Raw genomic sequence first — 20822 nt, 5'->3', positions numbered from 1 at the left:
GCGAATTGCGGCGGACAGCCTGCCGCCGGCCGACCGTTCACGCAGACGTCGGCCACCACTATGTGGAGGCACGACCGCACGCGCCTCTCGCAGTCGTGTCGACATATTCCAACTAACCGAAGGACAGCGTGATGTCTAAACACAGCCCGAGTCCATATATGGTCGTGCTCGCAGGATCAGCGTCGCTCGCCATCGCCATGGGCGTTGGTCGGTTCGCCTTCACTCCGATCCTGCCGATGATGCTGCACGACGGTGTGCTAGACCTTTCGCGAGCCGGAGAACTCGCCACCGCAAACTACGTCGGCTACTTGGTCGGTGCCGTGGCTGCGATGGCCGTACCCAGAAGGTGGGATCATACCTTCGTCATCCGCCTGACACTGGTTACCACAATCCTGCTCACGGCTCTCATGTCTGCATCCTATGCTGAGGCCTGGGTCGCTCTTCGGTTCCTGGCGGGCGTGACTTCCGCGGTCGGATTCGTCTTCACTTCCGGATGGTGTCTTGCCCAGCTTTCGGGAACCGGCAGCTCGATCGGAAGCGCCATATTCACAGGGCCCGGCGCGGGCATCGCAGTATCTGGACTGACCGCCAGTGGGATGACCGTGCTCGGGCTATCCGGCAGCACCGCCTGGCTGGTATTCGCGGCGATCTCCGCCATCATCAGCGGGATTATCTGGAAAACCTTCGGGAAGAGCTCGAAACCATCCGACGCCTATTCGGTCGGTGCACCGACAAGGGCCTCCGGCAAGGTGCCGAAATCAGAAATGCCTTTGTTCGCAATCGCCTACGGGCTGGCGGGCTTCGGCTACATCGTCACGGCAACGTATCTCCCGGTGATCGCGAAGAACAGCATCCCTGGCTCGCCTCTCCTCACGGTCTTCTGGCCACTTCTCGGACTGGCGGCCGTCGTCGGATCGCTGCTGGCGGCACGCGTGAAGCACGGCGCCGACGTAAGGCTTCATCTTACCGGCGCGTACTTAGTGCAGGCGGTGGGAGTTGCACTGTCAGTCGTATGGCACGACGCTTTCGGTCTTGCCATTAGCAGCATCCTCGTCGGCCTGCCGTTCACCGCCATCAGCTTCTTCGCGATGAACGAAGTAAGACGGATCAGATCGAGCCACCACTCGCGCTACATGGGGCTGCTGACGGCGGTGTTCGCCATCGGCCAGATCCTGGGGCCGCCAACTGTCGGAGCGATCATGGATCGCGTGGCCGACGTCGATGCGGGGTTCGATCTTGCTCTCGCCGTTGCCAGTATCGCACTGGTGGTGGGCGCAGCGCTATACGTGCTCATGATCCTGCTTTTTCCGGGCGAGCGGGAGCGCCAGAAGAGCAGGACGACCGGCCCGTCAAACTTGAAGGGTGAAGCGCCTCGATCTTCCCCGATGTGATCGCCTGCGCATCTGCAAAGTTACCGACGACACCATCGTACAATAGAAGCCGTGGTCTTTCTTCAGCATGCTGCCCGGGGTGAAGACGGGCAGTATCAGGTCTGGCCAGCCCGACGAGGGTTACATGCTCTCGCAACGTTAAATCCGGCAACCTTCGAGCAACGTACGAGGAGAATACCAATGAACCGGCATCTCACAGCATGGACAACCCTATCGGTGGCATCCGCCGCGGATGGGACCAGATCGTCGACGGGTATTCGAAGCTCTTCAAAGGTCAGGCGAAGGTTCGCGTGACCTCCCACGACTTCACGAGCCAGGGCGCCGACGACTGGCATCTGTTCGTCGGTCGCGAACACGGTGTGTGCAGGACGGCAAGGGAGACGCTCGACGTCGCCTTCCGAACGACAAGGTGGTTCGTGCGTAGGGACGGCGGCTGGCGACAGCTACACCATCACGGGTCGGTCGAGGATCCGAAAATGCTGGCTGACTACCAAAATAGATCTTCGGATAAAGAGAACGGGCGTCGGCCGCAGCCGGCGCCCACGGCAGAGGCGCTCCAGTTAGTTGCGAAGTTCGCCCCGCACCAAAGGCACAACGCCGGTTCCCAGCAGTTCGATCGAACGACGCATCGCTTTCGCCTCGAGGGCGGCGGTGCTCATCTGGAAGGTGATGCGAGCGACGCCTCCTAACGCCCTGTTAACATGCAATACCTTGGCAGCTACCGTTTGCGGGCTGCCGACTAGGAAAGCGCCACTTGGCCCGCACATGTGCTCGAACTGAGCTTGCGTCGGCGGCGGCCAACCGCGCTCCCTTCCTGCGTCTGTAAACATCTGGAACCAGCCGGGGAAGAACGCATCCTTGGCAGCGGCGTCGGTCTCCCCGACAAATCCGAGAGCGTGTACGCCGATCCGCTGGTTCTCTGCGGGATGGCCGGCGGCGAGCCAGGCGCGACGATAGAGATCGACCAAGGGCAGAAAACGCTCGAAGCTTCCGCCGATAATGGCCACCATCAGCGGCAAGCCGAGCGCCCCCGCGCGGATGAAGGACTCGGGCGTGCCGCCGACGCCCAGCCAGATGGGCAAGACAGGCTGGTGGGGGCGGGGAAAAACACCCTCGCCACTGATCGCAGGACGAAACCGGCCCTTCCACTTGATATTGGGCTGCTCCCTGATCTTGAGCAGCAGGTCCAGCTTCTCCACGAAGAGCGCGTCGTAGTCTCTCAGGTCGAAGCCGAACAGAGGATAGGCCTCCACGGAGGAGCCACGACCGACCACGATCTCCGCTCGTCCGCGGGAAATTAGATCCAGAGTGGCGAACTCCTGAAAGAGCCGCACGGGATCGGCGGCGCTCAAGACGGCGACGGCGCTCGTCAGCCTGATCGACTTCGTCCGCGCCGCGGCTGCGGCGAGGATCACGGCGGGCGCGGAATCAAGGGCGTTCTCTCGGTGGTGTTCGCCCATTCCGAAGACGTCAAGACCGACTTGATCCGCCAACTCGACTTCGGCCAGCACGTTCTCCATGCGATCGACTGCCGGCTGCAAACGGCCCGTGTCGGGGTCGGTCAAGAGCATTGCGAAACTATCGATACCGATTTCCAATAGGTGGATCCTTTCATGGCGACGTCGCCCCCGGATCGCTTAGCTGTCCGATGCGCTTTCGGTGGAAACGCGCTCTCATCACACGGCTGACCGACGCCACACCAGCCTGCTTTTTATGATGAAGATCATCGAAATATTCGATAACTAGGCCGCTCGACGGGACGCTGTTTCCGTCACGCCCAGGAATTGACATCATCCACCGCCTTGGCGAAGGCTTCGGGAGCCTCCTGAGGGATGTTGTGGCCAATCCCACCGGAGATCAGGCGGTGCTCGTACTTCGCCTTGAATTTTCCGGCGTAGGCTTTTGGATCCGGATGGGGGGCTCCGTTTGCGTCACCTTCCATCGTGATCGAGGGAACGTGAATTTCGGGGGCTGAAGCGAGCTTGGTTTCGAACTCGTCGAACCGCGTCTCGCCTTCCGTCAGGCCAAGCCGCCAGCGATAGTTATGGACGACGATCGCGACGTGGTCGAGATTGGCAAATGCTGCGGCACTCCGTTCGAACGTCGCGTCGTCGAACTTCCACTGCGGGGAGGCGAGCCGCCAGATCAACTTGGCGAAGTCGTTCGTGTATTTTTCATAGCCGTCGCGGCCGCGGTCCGTGGCGAAGTAGAACTGGTACCACCACTGAAGCTCCGCAGAGGGCGGCAAGGGCGCCTTTCCAGCAGCCTGGTTTCCGATCAAATAGCCGCTGACGGACACCAGGCCTTTGCATCGTTCCGGCCACAGCGCGGCGACGATGTCGGCGGTCCGCGCACCCCAGTCGAACCCCGCCAGGGTGGCCTTGTCGATCTTCAGAGCATCCATCAGCTTGACAGCGTCGACGGCAAGGGCCGATTGCTGGCCGTTGCGCATGGTGCTGTCGGAAAGGAACGTCGTGCTGCCGTATCCGCGCAGATGCGGTACGATCACGCGATGACCCTGGTCGGCCAGCAACGGGGCCACCTCGGCGAAGGCGTTGATGTCGTAGGGCCAGCCATGAAAAAGGATGACTGGTGACCCATTGCGGGGACCTAGGTCGGCGTATCCTACATTGAGATCTCCGGCGTCGATGCGTCCGTCGGCGACCAGGCCATGGCTGTTCTGGCGAACGGCTTTTTCCCCCTGATCCGCCCCCGCGGTGCGTCCTGCAAGGATTCCGGCGACCGTCAGCCCAAGAGCGACCCCGCCGAGGGACCGACGTGTGAGGTTTCCAGTTTCAAGATTGGGCATGACTGCTTCTCCGGTCATAGACGATGAATGGCTGCCGCTAGATCCTCGAGAGTGACGTTGGCCAGCGAAGTTTGAGACTGGCGGGTCGGATCCGCTAGTGAACTAAGGTGTCGGGCATACGAAGGTATCGTCGATACCTAGGTGCAACAGCCACGGTTTACGGTTCGACATATTGATTTCCTGACCGCGGTGGTCTGCCGACAACGCTTCAGGAGATGACGATGAGTTACAGAGACGACGAGCCGAAGGGCACCATTTTTCCCGGCGTCGTACTCCTTCTCGCGATGGCAGGTCTTGTCGGCGCGTTGGTTTCGATGAGGCAATCGACGGCACCGGTCCGGGTCTGGGTGCCCGTTCAATCGATGAGTTTGCCGGCCGGAGTCGACGGCGACCCTCTCGCCCGTCTGAGCTGGCTGCAGTATGGGCTCAATCTGAGATCCTGACTAAGGGGCAAGACAGATGAAGCGGAAGTACAACACTTGCGCGGCGCCCCTGTGGCCGGAGGACGTCGCCATGATACGCGGCCTCGTCAGAGAGTATTGGGAGCGCCGGCAATGCGAAAGACAAGGCGCCGTAGCAGAAGATTCGGCCAAGCGGCTTCTCTGGTGGTTCCAGAGCGGAGGGACAGACGCGGACAGTCTCCGTGGCCTTCTTAAGCGCGTGAATGTCGAGGACGCGCCGGCTACCGTAGTCATGTCCACCGATGAGGGAGAGTGAAACCTTTGTGTTTTACGCGTCTGCTCAGGAGGCGGCGGCCGTAACTCGAACCGGAACGCCCTTGTAAGATGGCGTGCCGGACTGTCGATCATAGTGATGAAGTGACATTACCACGTTCATCTCTGGATAGTAGCCGGCGATCGAACCTCTGGGAATATCATACGTTACCGCGGTGAACCCGCTCACGAGATGCTTGTCGTCCGGCCCGCCGATCAGGCCAAGGACGTCGATCCTGTCGCCGTCCTTCAGCCCTCTGTCCGCCAGATCCTCGGTATTCATGAAGACGACGTCGCGCCGCCCGAACACGCCGCGATATCGATCGTCGAGACCGTAGATCGTCGTGTTGTACTGGCCGTGGCTGCGGATGGTGGTCAACATCAGGACGTCCTCGTCGGCGGAAAGCGAATCCTCGAACAGTTCCGGACACGTTAAGAAGTTCGCTTTGCCGTCCGGCGTGTTCCAACGCCGAAATGACGCGGCGACATCGAGTCTGAAGCCACCCGGTATGCGCACGCGCGTATTGAACTCAGAAAATTGGGGGAAGACCTCCTCGATTTTGTCCCGTATTAGGTCGTAGTTCGCGATCATCTCGTCCCAATCGATGCCGTGTCGGTCGCCTAGAGTTGCTTTGGCGATCCCTGCGATGATCGCTGGCTCGGATCTAACGGACTCCCCCGGCGGGTTCAGAAACCCTCGCGACGCGTGGACCATGGACATCGAATCTTCGACGGTGACCGACTGTGGGCCGGATGCCTGCAGGTCGAGATCGGTGCGCCCCAGACACGGCAGGACAAGCGTCGTTCTTGCCGTGAGCAGGTGGGAACGGTTGAGCTTCGTCGCGATATGGACCGATAGATCGAGATTGCGCATGCCGGCGAACGTTGCCTGTTGATCGGACATCGCCACGGCAAGATTGCCGCCGAGGCAGATCAGCGCCTTTGCGCGGCCGTCGATCGCGGCTTCCACCGCCTCTATCGCATTGTGGCCTTTCTTGCTCGGCGGCCGAAAGCCAAAGGCGCGTTCCATGCCATCGAGAAGCGCCTTGTTCGGGACTTCGGTGATGCCGACCGTCGGGTCGCCCTGAACATTCGAGTGGCCGCGGATGGGTGCGATTCCAGCGCCCTGGCGGCCGATGTTTCCTCGCAGCATTAGCAGGTTTGCGATCTGCTGGACGTTAGAGGTTCCCCGCGCATGCTGCGTGATCCCCATGCCGTAGCAGACGATCACCCTCTCGGCGTTTGCGTAGACGCCCGCAGCGCTCACGATCGCCTGCTTCGTCAAGCCGCTGGCGGCGACGAGTTTTTCCCAACCGGTGGCTTCCAAATCGACACGCAGGTCGTCGAACCCGGACGTGTGTTCGTCGATGAATGGCCTGTCGAGAACACCGTCTCCTCCCGCGGCGAGACTTGCGGCGTCCAGTTCAAACACCGCCTTCATCAGCCCCTTGAGAGCGGCCAGATCGCCGCCGACGCGGACTTGGTGATAGGCTGAGGCGATCGGGGTCGAGGACATCGTGACCATCTCGAGGGGATCCTGGGGCGCGGCGAACCGCTCGAGCGCGCGCTCCTTCAAAGGATTAAAGACGATGATCGGCACGCCGCGACGGGCCGCCTGATGGAGGGTCGTCATCATTCGCGGGTGGTTGGTGCCCGGATTGTGCCCGAAGCTGAAGATCGCATCCGCATGATCGAAATCTTCAAGTGTAATGGTGCCCTTGCCGACGCCGATGGATTTCGGAAGGCCGACGCTTGTGGCCTCATGACACATGTTCGAGCAGTCTGGAAAGTTGTTGGTGCCGTAGGCGCGCACGAAAAGCTGATAGAGAAACGCAGCCTCATTAGAGGTTCGTCCGGACGTGTAGAATTCTGCCTGGTCGGGAGGACCGAGCTTGTTCAGCCCGCTGGCGATCAACCCGAAGGCCTCGTCCCAGTCGATCGGTTCGTACTGGTCGACGACCGGGTTGTATCGCAGCGGGAGCGTCAGCCGCCCGGCGTCTTCAAGCTCGTGGTCCGTCCACTCCCAGAGTTCCGACACGGTGTGGTTCGAAAAGAAGCTTGCATCGGTCCTCTTCGCGGTGGATTCCCATGTGATCGCTTTGGCGCCGTTCTCGCAGAACTCAAACGAGGAGGTGTGTTTGGGGTCGGGCCACGCGCATCCGGGACAATCGAATCCTTCCGGTTGGTTCGCCTTCAGCAATGTCCTGCTGCCCTGCGCGACTATCTGCTGACGCGCCAGCGTCTTGGCGACCGCCTTCAGCGCGTCCCAACCGCCGGCCGGATGGTCGTAGGGCCTGATGCCGGGGGGACGGGACTTCTTCATTGCAGCCTCCTAAGCGTGCGTCGGCTTGAGCGATGCATTCGGCGCTGAGACTACCCACGATAGGTTTCGCGGTCGATGCACGCCTGCGTGTGCGGGTTTTTGAAAGGGGCCGTCTCCTGGCGGAAGGAGACGGCCCAAGGCGGATCTCGGCTCGATCCGCGCGTTCCGGCAGAGGGGAGAACGCAGGAGCGGTTCGATGCTTGTCGAGGAGCACAGCTAGCAAAAGTTTCAGCAACGGGATCGTTTACCCTACGGATCCCCAAACGGCCTGGTGAAGCTGCTCCGTAAAGCTCGTGTCGGTGCGTGCACCCGGTAGGCGCGCCGTCACCTCCTGCAACGTCCATCCGTTGCCGTCTGGGTCCTCGAACGTAACATAGGAGGCGTAGCTTTTTCTGTCCGGGTTTGGTCCCTTGGCGATTTCCACGCCGTTGGAATGATGAAAGATTCCGCCGACGTCGTGGAAGGGTTCGCTGACTTTCACGCCGCGTCTTACGAGGTCGTCACGCGCGGCGAGGACGTCGGGCACCACGAGGTGCATGCCCTGGGCGGATCCCGGCGCCGCCGTGGTAATGTTCTCACCGAACATTATCGAGCCTCCGGAGCCAGCCGGGGTCAACTGGACGATACGATAGTCGTCGCCCGTGGCGTTGTCGATGTCGAGGTGCCAACCGAGGCTTTCGTAGAACTTTCTGGCTTGGTCCACGTCGGAGACCGGGATAACGAGTAGTTCAAGATTCATGCTGGTCGGGCTTGTGGCTGATGCTCTAGCTGGAGGTTTCGATTGCAGCATGGCGTCGGTCATGGTCGGCTCCTATCGATATCCGCCTCACGAACTCGCGGCGGCTACCGCAGACTACCAAGTCAATTTTGGTCCGATATTGTCCAAAGGTGTGCCCGACACCTTAGTATTGCACATCTGACCTGCACGCGGATTGTTGGAGAGCCACCATAAATGCAATCTAACATTATCCCGAAAAACGGTGGAGTGAATGCCGCTCTTCAGTAATTCTCCCGAAGATCGTGAGCGCTTAAATCAGTTGCACCGACGCCGAGGGCGTAGGGCGGCCCGGACAAGGACCGCTGCAATTGAAAGGATGTAATAATCATGAGCAATCAGCAGAAGGTCGCCATCATCACCGGTGCGTCTCAGGGCATCGGCGCGGGTTTGGTCCGCGCCTATCGTGAGCGGAACTATCGCGTCGTCGCCACCTCGCGTTCGATCAAACAGGGGTCGGACGACGGCGTGCATGCCGTGGCGGGCGACATCTCCAATTCCGAGACCGCAGAGCGCGTCGTCCGCGAGGCGATTCAACGCTTTGGCCGGATCGACACGTTGGTCAACAACGCGGGCGTATTCACCGCAAAGCCCTTCGTCGACTTCACGCAGGAAGACTACGACCTGAACTTCGGCGTGAACGTTTCGGGCTTCTTCCACATCACGCAGCGGGCTGCGAGGGAAATGCTCAAGCAGGGTTCCGGACACATCGTCAGCATCACGACGAGCCTCGTGGACCAGCCGGTGTCGAGCGTTCCCACGGCTCTCGCTTCGCTCACCAAGGGCGGTCTGAACGCCGTCACGAAGGAACTGGCCATCGAGTTCGCCAAGACGGGAGTCCGCGTCAACGCCGTGTCTCCCGGCGTCATCAAGACCCCGATGCACGCTCCCGAGACTCACGAGTTCCTGTCCGCTCTCCATCCGGTCGGGCACATGGGCGAGATCAGCGACATCGTCGATGCCGTGATCTACCTCGAGAGCGCAAGCTTCGTCACGGGAGAGATCCTACACGTCGACGGTGGCCAGAACGCCGGCCGCTAGTGGGCCTCGAACAGGACGCGGGCTCGTGGCGTGGCTACGCCGCGCGCCCTGCAAGCGAGTGAAAGGAAAGAAAATGGAACTTGTACTAGCCGCAGATCCCATGTGCTCGTGGTGTTATGGATTCGGCAAGCAAATGGAGCTGCTGCTCGAGAGGCGTCCGGACGCCTCGTTGAAGATCGTCCTCGGTGGACTCCGGGCGGGCGCGACGGACGTTCTTGACGACGCGGGCAAGCAGTTCAGACTACGTCATTGGGCGAAGGTCGAGGAAGCCAGCGGCGTGTCGTTCAACCGAGAAGGCCTGCTTGCAAGAACTGGCTTCGTCTATGACACCGAGCCCGTATGCCGTGCGGTCGTAACTGCCCGGATCCTTCGTCCGGAAGCGGATCTTCTGAAAGTCTTCCGTGCATTCCAACACGCCTTCTACGTCGGTGCGCTCGACACTACGAACAGCCTGGTCTTGGCGGAAGTCGGATCCCGTGCTCTTGAGGAACTTGGTCATCCCGTCAGCGTTGACGAATTTCTCGAGACCTACAAGAAGCAGAGCACCATCGATGAGGCCGCGACAGACTTCGCGACGTCTCGTGTCATGGGCGTTTCGAGCTTCCCCACGCTGTTCCTTAAGAAGGATGGAACTCTTCGAAGGGTCGGCGCTGGATATGCGCATGTCGATGAACTTGAGAAGCACCTTGCGGCAATGGCCGCCTAGCAGATCGATCGAGATCTTGAATAGGGAGACCACGAAATGCCCATAGTCACCGTACAGGTAACCCGTGAAGGCACGGCACCTGATCGCAGCTCGGTTACCGCCGAAGAGAAAGCCGCAATCATCGCCGGCGTCAGCCAGGTCATGCTCGACGTCCTCAACAAGCCGCTGGAATCCACTTACGTGGTGATCGAGGAGATCGACCTGGACAACTGGGGCTGGGGCGGCCTTCCAACAGTTCAGTATCGGAAGAAGAAGGCTGAGGGAAAAGCATGACCTCAGGTTAATCCACGAAACCTGGGGGCCGCAGGTGATCACCTGCGGCTTGTGCGTTCGTGCGCCAGGCATCGCGCGCGGTGTGAGAACACCGTTTGGCCGGCGTGGTAGTCCTATCGAACTGGACCCTCATTGGGGTGGGCTCCGAAGTGGTATCGAAAACGCGACGGTCGCGCCCGGCCCGTCGTTCGGTTCGGCCCACATTATGCCACCGTGATTTTCGATGATCGAGCGGCTGATAGCGAGACCGATTCCCATGCCGTCCTGCTTTGTGGTGAAGAAAGCTTCGAACATCTTGTCAGCATTCTCCAGCGGAAATCCTATGCCCACATCGGTAATCGACAAGACTGCCGATTCTTCAGTGTCCACGTGCGTGCTCACGGTCAGGATTCTTGGCCGGCTTTCGATATCGCCCATTGCGTCCCTCGCGTTCAACAGCATGTTTAGGATGACTTGTTGCAACTGGACGCGATCCCCCATGATCAGAAGTGCTTTGGGCTCTAGTTGAGCGGTCACACTGATCGATTTCTGATGCATGTCTCTTGCAGACAAAATGATGACCTCGCGGGCAAGGTCGTTCAGGTCGGTATACTCCATTGTAGATGGCTGGCGCGCGAACATTGCCCGGAGCCGCTTGATTATCTCCGTAGCGCGCATCGTATCGCGAATGGTCCTTCGCGCCGTTTCGGAGGCGGCTTGGATATTGGGGGGGCTGAGGGCCAGCAGGCGCAGACATGCATTGGCGTTGGTAAGAATCCCAGCCAATGGCTGGCTGACCTCATGTGCGATCGATGCTGTCAGCGCGCTGATCGTCATGACGCGCGAGACGTAGGCCAAGTCTTCGCGGGCTTTAACTAGAGCTTCCTCTCCGCGCTGAAGTGCTTCCTGTGCGTTTTTGAAATCAGTAATGTCCTGAACGGTCCCCACCAAAACCGGATTATCACCGACATGATAGGAAATTTTGGCCAACCCTCTCAGGAATTTGAGAGCGGCGTGTGAAGTCACGATCCTGAATGTGACGTCAATGCTTTGCCCAGAAAGCGCGCGCTGTAATTCCCCGTTGAACTTGTCGAGATCGTCACGATAGACTCGCTTCCGGACGGCGTAGATGTCGGGTTCTAGGGACGGGTCGATATCGAATATCCGGTACAGTTCTTCAGACCACACGCATTCGTTTTTCTGGATGTCGAACGTGAAGCTTCCTGTCGAACTGATGCGTTGGGCTGCAAGAAGCTGAGCTTGGCTTCTGCGAACCTGGGTCTCCCGCCTCACCAAGGCTTCTTCGTGACGGGTTCTATCGATCGAGATACCGATGATGTTTATCGCTCGATCGACCACCTGTTGCTCAAATAGTGAGAAGGCGGCATAGCGCTGACGATATATGGTGAAGACACCGGCCGTGTTTCCATAGGGAGAAAGTATCGGCTTGGCCTGGCAGACATTGAAGCCGTTGAGGAGCATGAGCCTCCCCTCGGCGGTTCCTGCCAGGGCGTCAGAAGCACAGTCGGGAACCTCGACGGGACGCCGGCTGGTTGCAGCAAGGCCACAAGGTCCGAGGCCCGCGGCGACCTCGCTTCCGTCGAAAACACCCTTGAATTCGCCCGGCAACCTGGGTGCTGCACCAAAACGGAAATGTCGGCGATCCAGAGACAGCTCCAGAATGCAGCAAAAGCAATCGTCGATTAGTTCCTCGACGAGACGGCAGACCTTGTCGAAAACCTCCGCTGTCGCTGCCCCTCTCGCGACCATTTCGAGTATTTCGGTCTCACTGGCAATAAGATGGCCGGCCTGCCCCGAATCCTCGACCCTTTGAATGATGAAATTGTCGCCAGCACGCTTGTTGCGCTCGACGGCAACCCAACAGTATTTGACAGCGGCACCGTCGCCCCATGTCGAGGCCGACAACGCAAACCAGCAATACTCACCGCTCAACCGTCGAAGCCGCACATCGGTTTTTACGTCTAATCCTTCTCTACGAGCGTTGCGGATTTTAACAGGCAGTGTGATCGCATCATCTGGATGCAACGCGTTAAGTCCATCGGTCGCATGAGATTCTGAGCCGAAATATGCTCTGAAGCGGCTGTTGCCATAGATAGTTAAGCCGGCCTCGTCCGTTGTCCAAACGATTGCAGGAATTTGCTCGCATATCTCTGACAAGCTTAGTTTCGACAGAAATGCTGCCCCACCGAAAGAAAATGCACCGCTTTAAGTTGCCTCGACTGAATAAGTGCATCCCACTATTCAAGCTCCAGCAAAAAGTACATATCATTCCGGCCATGAAGGCTGAAGAGTTTTTTGCTCTCTTAGGTCTCGTTGTGTTGACCGCGAGGCATCTCGGGCGCGGCGGGATTAACGAGGAGTTTCGATCTGCGAACGCCGTGAAAGCCCAAGATCAAACGCCGCGTTAGGAGGCCTAACGCGGCAGATGCGAGAAGAGCGGTGGCGATGTGCAAAGTAATGACGATCGATGTCCAACCGATTAGTGCGGAGATAAGGATCGTTGCGGCCGAGGTTGTCGTTTTAAGAAGCGAGAATACCTCAGGCCTCATCTCCGGTGTTACCCGATTTCCGATCTCGAACGAACAGTAAGCAATGAGCGGCACTCCGGCTGCTCCAACGATCGCGGAACCGAGCAAGGATGTTGCCAGGGAGTAATTGATTGCAACCAGCGCTGCGCCCGCGGTTGCCAAACTAAGCATAATGAGAACATGACACGCGGGATATTGTCGGTTGCGCATGCTCATCCAGGTGGATCCAGCAAGAGATGCCACGCAAAGTGTGCCCGTGATGACAGCGCCATGCTCTGGCTTCAAGCTTAAACCAAGGGCGATGGAAACAGCGCCGATTTCTATCGCACTGACAGCGGCGGCGTTGACACAGGCGCATGCAAGCCAGACCTGCACGCCCCGCGGGACCACCCCTTTGGGCGATAGAGCCGTGGGCGTCGTGGCCTGCGCTATATTAGGCAGAAAGATAGCCGGGGTGGATCCAATTATCGCGATTGCTGCTATGGCGAGAGCGGCGGACACGCTGCCGAGAGCGGCTGAGAATATCGGCGTGATGAGGAAGGTGAATTCCGCGGCGATCACTCCGATCCCGAGAGTCTTAATCATTCGGGCCGGTTCAATGAGTTGGTTGGCGGCGTTTCGGAGATAGCCGAAGGCGGCTCCCTGAACGAGACCTGCTACGGCGGCGGAACCAATTAATATTTGAATGGAAGCGTGCGAGGCGCAGGCTATGGCGCATGCCAACATTGCGGCCGTTCGAATTGCGATCAAGATTCTGAAGAACGAGCTTCTGTTTAAATGACGCCCCAGCCTTGCAATTGGAACCGCACCGAGAAGTTGGGCGGACGTCATGGCGGCAAGAACCTTAGCGCCGTCGCGGGCGTCTCCGGTCGAGGCCAGTGCCGCCAATGCAAACGCTATCGGAGCGCCCGCACGGGGCACAGAAAACAGCCCATAGCAAGCAGCCCAACGCAAGCTATTGCAATTTGAAACGCCCCAATCCATTCTTGACGCCATATCCCGTCGGGCCTTCGTCAACGATCATAGCCAGGGAAGCTCATTGCACGCGATGCAATTCGAAACTTTCTCGTGTTCGTAGTTTCAACGAGAAGCTGCTCTAAGACAACTATACCTAGGTATCGGTGGCATGGACCGGCATTATCCTGTCTGGAGGGAACTCCGGCAGGCGTTTCAGGACGGACGGGGCGACCCTCTGGGGCACGGTGCCCATTGTTTGTGCCGACTCGGCTGAGGGCGACCTTCGTCACGGCGCCGTGGACTTTTTGCAAGTCAGGCAGACTTTCGCGCCGTTCGGGAGCAACCGCCAGCTTCGCCTTTTCGGCCCGACTGAGAGCGCCGTGGGTGGAAAAGGATTATCGCAGGACAGATGGAAGCGCGCCACGCGGAGATGGAGACGGTGCGGGATCATTTCGTCATCGAAGACGAGGCCGACGAGTGTCTCTGGGTGTTTCGCTCCGGTGATGGCATCGATCCTGAAACCGGAAGCCACCGCTGGTTCTGCCGTGGGATCTTCGCATGAGCTATGCCGAGCTGCAGGGTTACAACGCATTTTTCCTTGCTACGCGGTGCGAGTTCGGCGCAGGAAACTGTTCGAGACCGCCAAGGCTCTCCGCATCGAAGCACTCGGCATTGTCGATCGCAATTCGCTTGCCGGAATCGTCCGGGCGCTTCAAGTATCGCGCGCCGCGGCGTCACCACGCTCTTCGTCATCCACGGCCGGGAGGAGGCCTAACGCTCGCCGACCGCATCGTCATAATGCGCGACGGGTGCACCGAACAGATCGCGCCGCCGATCACCATCTACCGGCAGCCGCAGACGGCTTTCGTGGTCGGCTTCATGGGGTCAGTTCCAGCTGAGGGCGAAATGACACGCTAAGCATTCTGCTCTTTGGGCCACAGATACTTAGCGTGACCAGTCGCCTCACCACCGAGAATATCGATCGCTGACAAGGACGAAACACATGGTGGCAGCGAGCGCGAGCATCATGCCGCCGCCTTGAAGATCGCCCTTGTAGGGGATCGACGGCTCCCTCGGCGGGATGACAATTCGCGGCGGCGATCTTGCCGGTCGGGCTTTGCGCGATCGCGGCATAGCTCGGCGCGGTCGAATTCAAGGCGGAAACCGAATAAGGTTACGCTGTTACCCACACGGAGCCCAACATGTCCCGCACCATCATAAGAACAACTAATGCACCACCGCCGCCGCCAACATTCAGCCAAGCCGTCAAGGCCGCAGGCCTTGTCTTCGTATCGGGGACGAGCCCGATAGATCCCAGTACCGGCAAGATCAAGGGCGAGACCATCCAAGAGCAGACACACCAGTGCCTGACTAATATCTCCGCCATCCTCAAAGAATCCGGCAGTTCGCTGGACAAGGTCGTAAGCGCGACCGTCATCATACTCGAGGAAGAAGATTTCGCCGGCATGAACGAGGAATGGCTGAGCTGGTTTCCGATCGATCCGCCGGCACGCCAGGGCGCGAAGCTGCCTGTGCGCGTTCCCGGCATGAAAATTTCCGTTGCGGTGATCGCAGAGGCATGAAGTCGATTAGGACAGGGAATCGTTGACCCGCGAAGCGCAGGACGCGACGGCGTGCCGATTTCTTCTTGGGATACGAATACGCTACCGGAGTTTATCCTCCCCTCGATCCCAATTTCCCGCCTGAGATGGCGCGGTTGAGAAGGACGCAGCCGCAAAGGCCGACCAGAGTTGCCGAGTTTGGCCATTCGGCAAATCAGTTCGCGAAGTAGCGCGTTGGCGTTGTGCCCAATGCCTTCTTAAACATGACGATAAAGGCGGTAGCGGATTCATATCCCAAGTCGCTCGACACCCTCTGGACCGTCGCGCCGCTGGCTAGTTCGCGCAATGCGAGGACCAGGTGCAGTTGCCGCCGCCATCGGCCGAAGGTCAGTCCCGTTTCCTGGACCATCAGCCGCTTCAAGGATCGCTCACTCATGGAAACGTGTGCCGCCCAATCGACCAGGGTGCGACGGTCGCTCGGCTCCGCCATCAGGGCAGCAGTGATCGCGGCGATTTTGGGATGGCTAGACGCGGGTAAGTCCAGCCCCTGTAGCGGCATTTGCGCGAGTTCATCCAGCAAGACCCGCACCATACGGCCGACATGGTCGTCCGGAGCATAGTTGACCGATACATCCGCCAGTCTGAGGATCATCTCGCGGAGCATCGGCGACACAGACAGAGTGCAGCACTCCTGCGGCAGCGTCGCCGCGTCCGGTTGAACGAACAGATAGGACAGGCGTGCGTTGGACGTGACCTGGTTGCTGTGGGGCACGCCGCCGGGTATCCAGACCCCGCAGTCCGGTGGGACAATCCAGATGCCATTCTCCGTTCTGCATGTGACAGCCCCGTGCAGGGCCAAAATGAGCTGCCCTTGCTTGTGCTGGTGCTGGGGCACTTCAGCTTCATAGTCACTGAAGTCGAGGCGGACGGCGGCGGCCGGGCGATCCAACCAGTCGGGGTCGAAGTCGTCGTAGCAGGAACGCAGCAGTTTTGCGGATTGGCCCGATTCGGAGATCATTTGGCATTATCTCCAAATTCGTGCGCGCCGCAATAGTCTACTATCGGGCGATCAACAACCGAAAGGAGACTGTCATGCGAATTTCTGTCGTCGGCGCAACAGGACGAGTTGGCGCCAAGCTGACCCGGACCCTGCTGAGCGCCGGGCATCAGGTCAGAGCGTTGTCGAGAGGCGGCCCGGCGCTCGACGCACTCGTCGAGCTCGGAGCAGAGCCATTCCTGGGAAGTTTTGACACGGGAGCGGGAGACCTTGACCAATTTTTCCGGGGTGCGGATGCCGCGTTCCTGATGGTGAAGACCGATTGGAACAACATCGAGGGACACTACCCCGCAGTTGCCCAGCGATTTGTCGATGCGCTCGAAAAATCCTCCGTCAAATTGGCCGTAAGCCTGACGGCCATGGGTTCGGACGTGAAGGGGAAGACGGGTCATTTTGAGTGCTTCCACGATCTGGACCAAAAGCTCAACGAACTCGGCAACATCGATTTGGTCCACCTGCGCGCCGCCTGGTTCATGGAAGACGTGTCGGCATGGACGGCACCGGTTGCCAAATACGGTCGAATTGCCTGGTTCTGCAAACCTGATTTGAGGATGCCCTGGGTGGCGACCGATGACATCGCATGGCTGGCAGCGAAGGAACTGACCAATCCGACGGGCAGACACCGCCTCCACCTCGAAGTCGGCTCGGAAGATGTCTCGATGAACGAACTGGCCGTGATCATTGGCAAGGAGGTCGGGAGGCCAGTGGAGTACCGATACATCGAGACGACCCGCAAAGACGTGGAAGCTGAATTTCTGGCGCGGTTTGGGACGTCGGAGAAGTGGCAGGACGACACCCTGAGTGCCGACGCTTTGAACAATGGCATCGTAAGGTTCCATGGGGAGCATGAGGATCGTCCGAAATTGCCCACGACGATGGAGGTGTTCATTGGTGATGTTTGGAAGCCGCGTTACCTGGAGGCGGTCAGAGCGGAAGACCAACGAGAAACGTTTCCCATGTGGACCGCCAGGGACTAGCTGGATGTTATGCTGGTTCTTTTGGAACCCTGCGAGCAATCTGGCGTCTTTATTGGACGCTACGCAAATTATTAAATTGCGGTAGCTATACGACCGCAATTGGCGCAGGGGCGACCACCGGCTCTCGACGATGCTCGCGTTGTGCCAGTGCCTCGCAGGGCAAAAAAAGGGCGCCGGCCGAAGTCGACGCCCACAATCATCCTATGTCACTGCGACCGGATGCCGGTATGGCGGACCTGTACCACGGCGAGTCTGCGGTCCGACGATGACGCGCTGCTGGCCTATCAGGACATAGCCATATTTCGGATCCTCTGGGACTGGGGTTACCACGACGGCGGGGGAAGGCGATGCGGCCGTTCGTCACCTGGGTGGAGATGTGCAGCGGGGTTCGCTCACCACCTTAGTTGCTCCAATGGGTGTGGCAAGTCCACCTTCAAAGGCCTAACCGGTATTTTGAAGCCGATCAGCGGTGCTTGCGTTCCAGGTTTTTCGGTGTCTTGTTCTTGGCGCAGCAGTCTGAACTCGATACCGAAAATCAAACCGCTTCACTATCCAGCATACGAATGTCTCTGAGCGGGAGTTCTATAAATCAACGTTTTCCCGCGCGGATGTTGTAAACAGCGGGTCGAGCGTTCCGATCGTTTCAAGGCGTGCATCGCTGGTTTTCGCAATGGCGGCTGGCTATATCCTACGTGTTGCGGTTCTTCGTCACTTCCGCGGATGACCAGATCGGATGGAATTCCGACTGGCGGCAAGCGGGGATCGGTAGCGTCTCATTTTACTGCCGAAAAGGCAGTCGGTGACAACAACTGGCTAGAGATATTGGAGAGGATTTGCCCGTCGCGCTCTGACTCGTCGCGGACTTTAAGCCATGCTGGATCAGTGGTGAAAGCTTTCCATTTCACCTCGCGGTCGGCTAGCGATTCCCAGGCAATGAGATAGGTGAGACGCTGGCTGCTTTCGCCCACGATTGTGGTGAAAAAACCAGCCTGCTTGATGCCGTGCTTGTCCCATATTGCCAGCGTATGTTCGGCAAAGCGGTTGAGCAGTGCGGGCAATCGGCCGGGCAGGCACTCGTAAATTCTGAGCTCGTAGATCAAAGTTTTGCTTCCTTATGTCCCTTGAGAACGACATGTGTTCGGCACTTGCTCCCTGCGCCCACGATGTCCTCCGAACCTGCAGCAACGTCATTTTCACTATTAGATAGGGCCCTGCAGATATCTTCGAACCGGTAATCTTCTGTCAAGCTGATCGCCTGTGTTTTGGCGCCGATTGGCCATGATGTTTACGAACGTCGAGCACGGTGGCCGTGTCGGCAGCCAATCGTGGGAATGCGCCCGTTAGAGTAGCTCTTGGCAATGGAGACAGGCCGCCCAGGTTCCGCACTGGCCAATCTCCGACAGCAATGTCTGCCGGCTTGTGCAGCCTTCGAGGTTCACTATCTCTAGTGTACCGAACTTCTCATCACGGTCCGGCGGAAGAATTTCGATGCATACTTTCGGCCGCGCTTCGATCCATGGCCATGCTCCAGTGAAGTGTGCGTCGGATGCAACGGCATGTCCTTGCTGTCGAAGGTAACGTCCGGCCTCGAGCATGGATGACGATGGCTGCGGGATCTGCGACGAATGCCGGGCACCATGACCGACGGCAAGAACCCTCCATCGGTCCAGGCGACATTCGAAGACGCGCTTGCGAAATTGCCGAACGGCTATGTCGATGGACATTTTGGTAAGCGACCATGGGGCGTGACCGTCAAGCGGTTGGAGGATGGCAAACGGACATGGCTTTATGGCGAGGAGCTTAGCGGAACCGATATCGTCAGTTTCAACCTCTATCGATTGGCTGGGCCGATCTTGAAGCCGTGCGAAATGTCTTCCACCAAGGTGATCGAATTCGTTCTCGGTTTCGAGACAATCATAAAGAAGCCTCCGTCTCCACCATAGTGGCCGAAAAATGAGCACAGGGACTATATTGCATTGCAGCAAGCGCATGGCTGCACGGCCATCTAAGCGCTGGCGATCGGGGTAGCCTCTGGTATCTTCAAGTCATCGAAGCAATGCACCTCCTCCCGCAGAGCTTCGTGTTTCAGGCGACCCACTCCTCCTCCCAACGGGTGCCTGACGGAACAACGGCACTCCTCCTCCCAGCCGTTGTTCAATTTTTTGGAAAGCCTGCCGCACCTCCTCCCGCGGCAGGCTTTTTCGTTTTCCGAAACAAGTCCGGAATTCAGGCGTCAAAGCAGACTGCCCTGTTCCACCAGCTCTCCGGATTTCGGCACGATCGTGGATCCGTACGGTTCGCGTGAGGAAATGATCAGCGCATCATTCGGTAACGGACGGGCCAGTTCCTTGGCTTCTTCCCATGGCGCCCGCATCCAGGTGTCCGTCTCTTCCTTCGTCAGCAACAGGACCGGCATGGCCTTTTCATGGATCGGTTCACCAGGTCGTTGGGTCCCGTGGGCCGCCTTTTTCTCTCATTTGAAAGCTATCGCGGCATCCGATAATGGAGAAGCTAGCTGAAGTCGCGTGATAACGTTTGGCCCTTGGGGAGGGGCGTTGAGTAGCCGTCAACGCTTCATCAACATCCCCAGCAAATGGATAAGTTCGTTAGAGATCTGCTCCCCAAGATCTGCCCGCAATTTTCTATCATATTCGTTTGCGCGATGTCCAAGATCGCGGAACACAGTCATTCCCTGCTCAGTAAGACTGAGAAACTCGGCCCGTCGGTCATCCTCGCTTGGCGTTCGCAGGAGAAAACCTGCTGACTCAAGTGTGGAAACGGCGCGGCTAACTTTGCTCTTTTCGATATGAGAGATGTCGCAGATGTCCTTTGCCGTCATCGCGCCAAACTTGCCAAGGTTGGCCATCACGCGCCACTGCGTGCGTGTCATACCGTAAAGATCAACATACACCGCCTGAAACGAGCGCGAGGTTGCTTCCGCCGCCTGATTGAGCAGATAGGGGAGAAACTGCTCTAGATCGAATTCCGGGTCGGTATCGTGCTCTGCCATTCCGACATCCATTATAATCCCGCCCGACCGTGCCACAGGATTCGGGATAAGTCACGATTAGGGACTTGCTCTGTCGGGGTGAGCGGCAAGAAATGCCTCTAGCTGTTCTAGCTGAGCGGCGATAGCCGCAGTTTTTGGAAACTCTGACATATCCACGTTCCAGCGCGCCGCGTTGTAGACCTGCGGAACAAGGCAAATATCAGCAAGGCTAACCGCGCTGCCGTGGCAATATTGGCTTGGGCGTCTGGTCTGGGCGAGCATGGCTTCGAAATCGGCAAGACCATTACGGATAAAATGCTTCATCCAATCTTCAAGGGTCGTTCCGCCAAGCGAAACTGCATAGCGCGCGACGCGGAGATTGCAGACCGGGTGAACCTCCATTGCTATCGCATATGCTAGCGCTCGGATACGCGCCTTCTCCAGTGAGGCCGAGCCAAGCCAACCGGCGGCATGCGTCTCGTTGAGATACTCAAGAATGGCAAGTGATTGCGTCAGGACGACGCCGTCAATTTCGAGGGCGGGCACAAGCCCCTGAGGGTTGCGAGCGAGGTAGTCGGCGCCACGCTGATCGCCCCCGAGCAAATCAATGGATACGCTTCGATAGGGCAATCCAAGCAAATTCAAGCCTATCCGCACCCTGTAGGACGCTGAAGACCGCCAATAGTCATGAAGAATCGTCTGCATCGCAGTTCCTGCCTTA

The 20822-nt window shown here is 58.7% G+C and carries 18 protein-coding genes and 6 pseudogenes; 12 read left to right on the top strand and 12 right to left on the bottom strand.

The features are described 5' to 3' along the window. Positions 1–158 precede the first annotated feature (158 nt). A complete protein-coding gene (locus tag BS630_RS30795) occupies positions 159–1391 on the top strand; it encodes a YbfB/YjiJ family MFS transporter (protein WP_245310569.1) in 1233 nt (410 codons plus the stop codon). A gap of 197 nt (positions 1392–1588) precedes the next feature. Next, positions 1589–1885, top strand: a pseudogene (locus BS630_RS30790) (YybH family protein); the annotation flags it as partial. A gap of 66 nt (positions 1886–1951) precedes the next feature. Here the strand turns inward: BS630_RS30790 and BS630_RS30785 are convergent. Continuing rightward, entirely contained in the window at positions 1952–2989 is a 1038-nt protein-coding gene (locus BS630_RS30785) for an LLM class flavin-dependent oxidoreductase (RefSeq protein WP_077980444.1), read from the bottom strand. Between the two features lie 173 nt (positions 2990–3162). Continuing rightward, entirely contained in the window at positions 3163–4200 is a 1038-nt protein-coding gene (locus BS630_RS30780; protein WP_077980442.1) for an alpha/beta fold hydrolase, read from the bottom strand. Between the two features lie 221 nt (positions 4201–4421). Here BS630_RS30780 and BS630_RS30775 point away from each other — a divergent pair, with 221 nt between their 5' ends. Then, positions 4422–4643, top strand: coding sequence for a hypothetical protein (locus BS630_RS30775; protein WP_143529543.1), 222 nt, complete (start codon positions 4422–4424; stop codon positions 4641–4643). 298 nt (positions 4644–4941) lie between these two features. On the opposite strand, the gene BS630_RS30765 is transcribed toward BS630_RS30775, so the two are convergent. Together BS630_RS30765 and BS630_RS30760 are read right to left on the bottom strand one after the other, a co-directional pair. After that, entirely contained in the window at positions 4942–7236 is a 2295-nt protein-coding gene (locus BS630_RS30765; RefSeq protein WP_077980439.1) for an FdhF/YdeP family oxidoreductase, read from the bottom strand. Positions 7237–7480: 244 nt separating this feature from the next. After that, positions 7481–8038, bottom strand: a complete 558-nt coding sequence (locus tag BS630_RS30760) for a VOC family protein (RefSeq protein WP_245310568.1) — start codon at positions 8036–8038, stop codon at positions 7481–7483. A gap of 303 nt (positions 8039–8341) precedes the next feature. Between BS630_RS30760 and BS630_RS30755 the strand changes: the two genes are divergently transcribed. The 3 genes from BS630_RS30755 (at position 8342) to BS630_RS30745 (ending at position 10031) form a co-directional block, all read left to right on the top strand. Then, positions 8342–9052 carry an SDR family NAD(P)-dependent oxidoreductase gene (locus BS630_RS30755; RefSeq protein ID WP_025398041.1) on the top strand — a complete coding sequence of 237 codons (711 nt, stop codon included), beginning with the start codon at positions 8342–8344 and terminating at the stop codon, positions 9050–9052. Between the two features lie 73 nt (positions 9053–9125). After that, positions 9126–9758 (top strand): DsbA family protein, encoded by a 633-nt coding sequence (locus BS630_RS30750; protein WP_077980438.1) that lies wholly within the window; start codon positions 9126–9128, stop codon positions 9756–9758. Between the two features lie 36 nt (positions 9759–9794). Beyond that, entirely contained in the window at positions 9795–10031 is a 237-nt protein-coding gene (locus BS630_RS30745) for a tautomerase family protein (RefSeq protein WP_025398039.1), read from the top strand. A 129-nt stretch (positions 10032–10160) separates the two neighbouring features. Here BS630_RS30745 and BS630_RS30740 read toward each other — a convergent pair whose 3' ends face one another. Together BS630_RS30740 and BS630_RS30735 are read right to left on the bottom strand one after the other, a co-directional pair. Next, positions 10161–12188 carry an ATP-binding protein gene (locus tag BS630_RS30740; protein WP_245310566.1) on the bottom strand — a complete coding sequence of 676 codons (2028 nt, stop codon included), beginning with the start codon at positions 12186–12188 and terminating at the stop codon, positions 10161–10163. A gap of 146 nt (positions 12189–12334) precedes the next feature. Beyond that, a complete protein-coding gene (locus BS630_RS30735; RefSeq protein ID WP_245310564.1) occupies positions 12335–13543 on the bottom strand; it encodes a hypothetical protein in 1209 nt (402 codons plus the stop codon). Between the two features lie 391 nt (positions 13544–13934). Here BS630_RS30735 and BS630_RS36895 point away from each other — a divergent pair. The 4 genes and pseudogenes from BS630_RS36895 to BS630_RS30730 form a co-directional block, all read left to right on the top strand. Next, a pseudogene (locus BS630_RS36895) lies at positions 13935–14078 on the top strand (DNA polymerase Y family protein); the annotation flags it as partial. Then, positions 14075–14244 (top strand): annotated as a pseudogene (locus tag BS630_RS38790) (PHP domain-containing protein); the annotation flags it as partial. The pseudogenes BS630_RS36895 and BS630_RS38790, both read left to right, overlap by 4 nt. After that, a pseudogene (locus tag BS630_RS38785) lies at positions 14241–14407 on the top strand (ABC transporter ATP-binding protein); the annotation flags it as partial. The pseudogenes BS630_RS38790 and BS630_RS38785, both read left to right, overlap by 4 nt. Before the next feature lie 311 nt (positions 14408–14718). Continuing rightward, positions 14719–15099: a RidA family protein gene (locus BS630_RS30730; RefSeq protein WP_025398035.1), complete on the top strand. Its 381-nt coding sequence runs from the start codon at positions 14719–14721 to the stop codon at positions 15097–15099. Positions 15100–15292: 193 nt separating this feature from the next. Here the strand turns inward: BS630_RS30730 and BS630_RS30725 are convergent, their stop codons facing one another. Continuing rightward, a complete protein-coding gene (locus tag BS630_RS30725) occupies positions 15293–16096 on the bottom strand; it encodes an AraC family transcriptional regulator (protein ID WP_077980436.1) in 804 nt (267 codons plus the stop codon). Positions 16097–16170: 74 nt separating this feature from the next. Between BS630_RS30725 and BS630_RS30720 the strand changes: the two genes are divergently transcribed. After that, complete coding sequence (locus BS630_RS30720; protein ID WP_077980434.1) at positions 16171–17112, top strand: NmrA family NAD(P)-binding protein; 942 nt, start codon at positions 16171–16173, stop codon at positions 17110–17112. A gap of 201 nt (positions 17113–17313) precedes the next feature. On the opposite strand, the pseudogene BS630_RS38590 reads toward BS630_RS30720, so the two are convergent. Both BS630_RS38590 and BS630_RS30715 read right to left on the bottom strand, forming a co-directional pair. After that, positions 17314–17457 (bottom strand): annotated as a pseudogene (locus tag BS630_RS38590) (DUF1236 domain-containing protein); the annotation flags it as partial. 428 nt (positions 17458–17885) lie between these two features. Beyond that, on the bottom strand, positions 17886–18212 hold the full coding sequence (locus tag BS630_RS30715; RefSeq protein ID WP_077980431.1) for an NIPSNAP family protein: 327 nt from the start codon (positions 18210–18212) through the stop codon (positions 17886–17888). 525 nt (positions 18213–18737) lie between these two features. Here BS630_RS30715 and BS630_RS30705 point away from each other — a divergent pair. After that, a complete protein-coding gene (locus BS630_RS30705) occupies positions 18738–19055 on the top strand; it encodes a hypothetical protein (protein ID WP_077980430.1) in 318 nt (105 codons plus the stop codon). Between the two features lie 290 nt (positions 19056–19345). Here BS630_RS30705 and BS630_RS30700 read toward each other — a convergent pair. The 3 genes and pseudogenes from BS630_RS30700 to maiA all read right to left on the bottom strand — a co-directional run. Continuing rightward, positions 19346–19569: pseudogene (locus BS630_RS30700) on the bottom strand (SOS response-associated peptidase); the annotation flags it as partial. 109 nt (positions 19570–19678) lie between these two features. Beyond that, positions 19679–20122, bottom strand: coding sequence for a MarR family winged helix-turn-helix transcriptional regulator (locus BS630_RS30695; RefSeq protein WP_077980428.1), 444 nt, complete (start codon positions 20120–20122; stop codon positions 19679–19681). Between the two features lie 57 nt (positions 20123–20179). Further along, a complete protein-coding gene (gene maiA, locus BS630_RS30690) occupies positions 20180–20806 on the bottom strand; it encodes a maleylacetoacetate isomerase (RefSeq protein WP_077980427.1) in 627 nt (208 codons plus the stop codon). Positions 20807–20822 lie beyond the last annotated feature (16 nt).

Origin of the sequence: Rhizobium laguerreae, from assembly GCF_002008165.1 — a bacterium.
Taxonomy (GTDB): Bacteria; Pseudomonadota; Alphaproteobacteria; order Rhizobiales; family Rhizobiaceae; genus Rhizobium; species Rhizobium laguerreae.
Note: the sequence above shows the minus strand (reverse complement) of the source record. Positions and strands in the feature narration are given on the sequence as shown.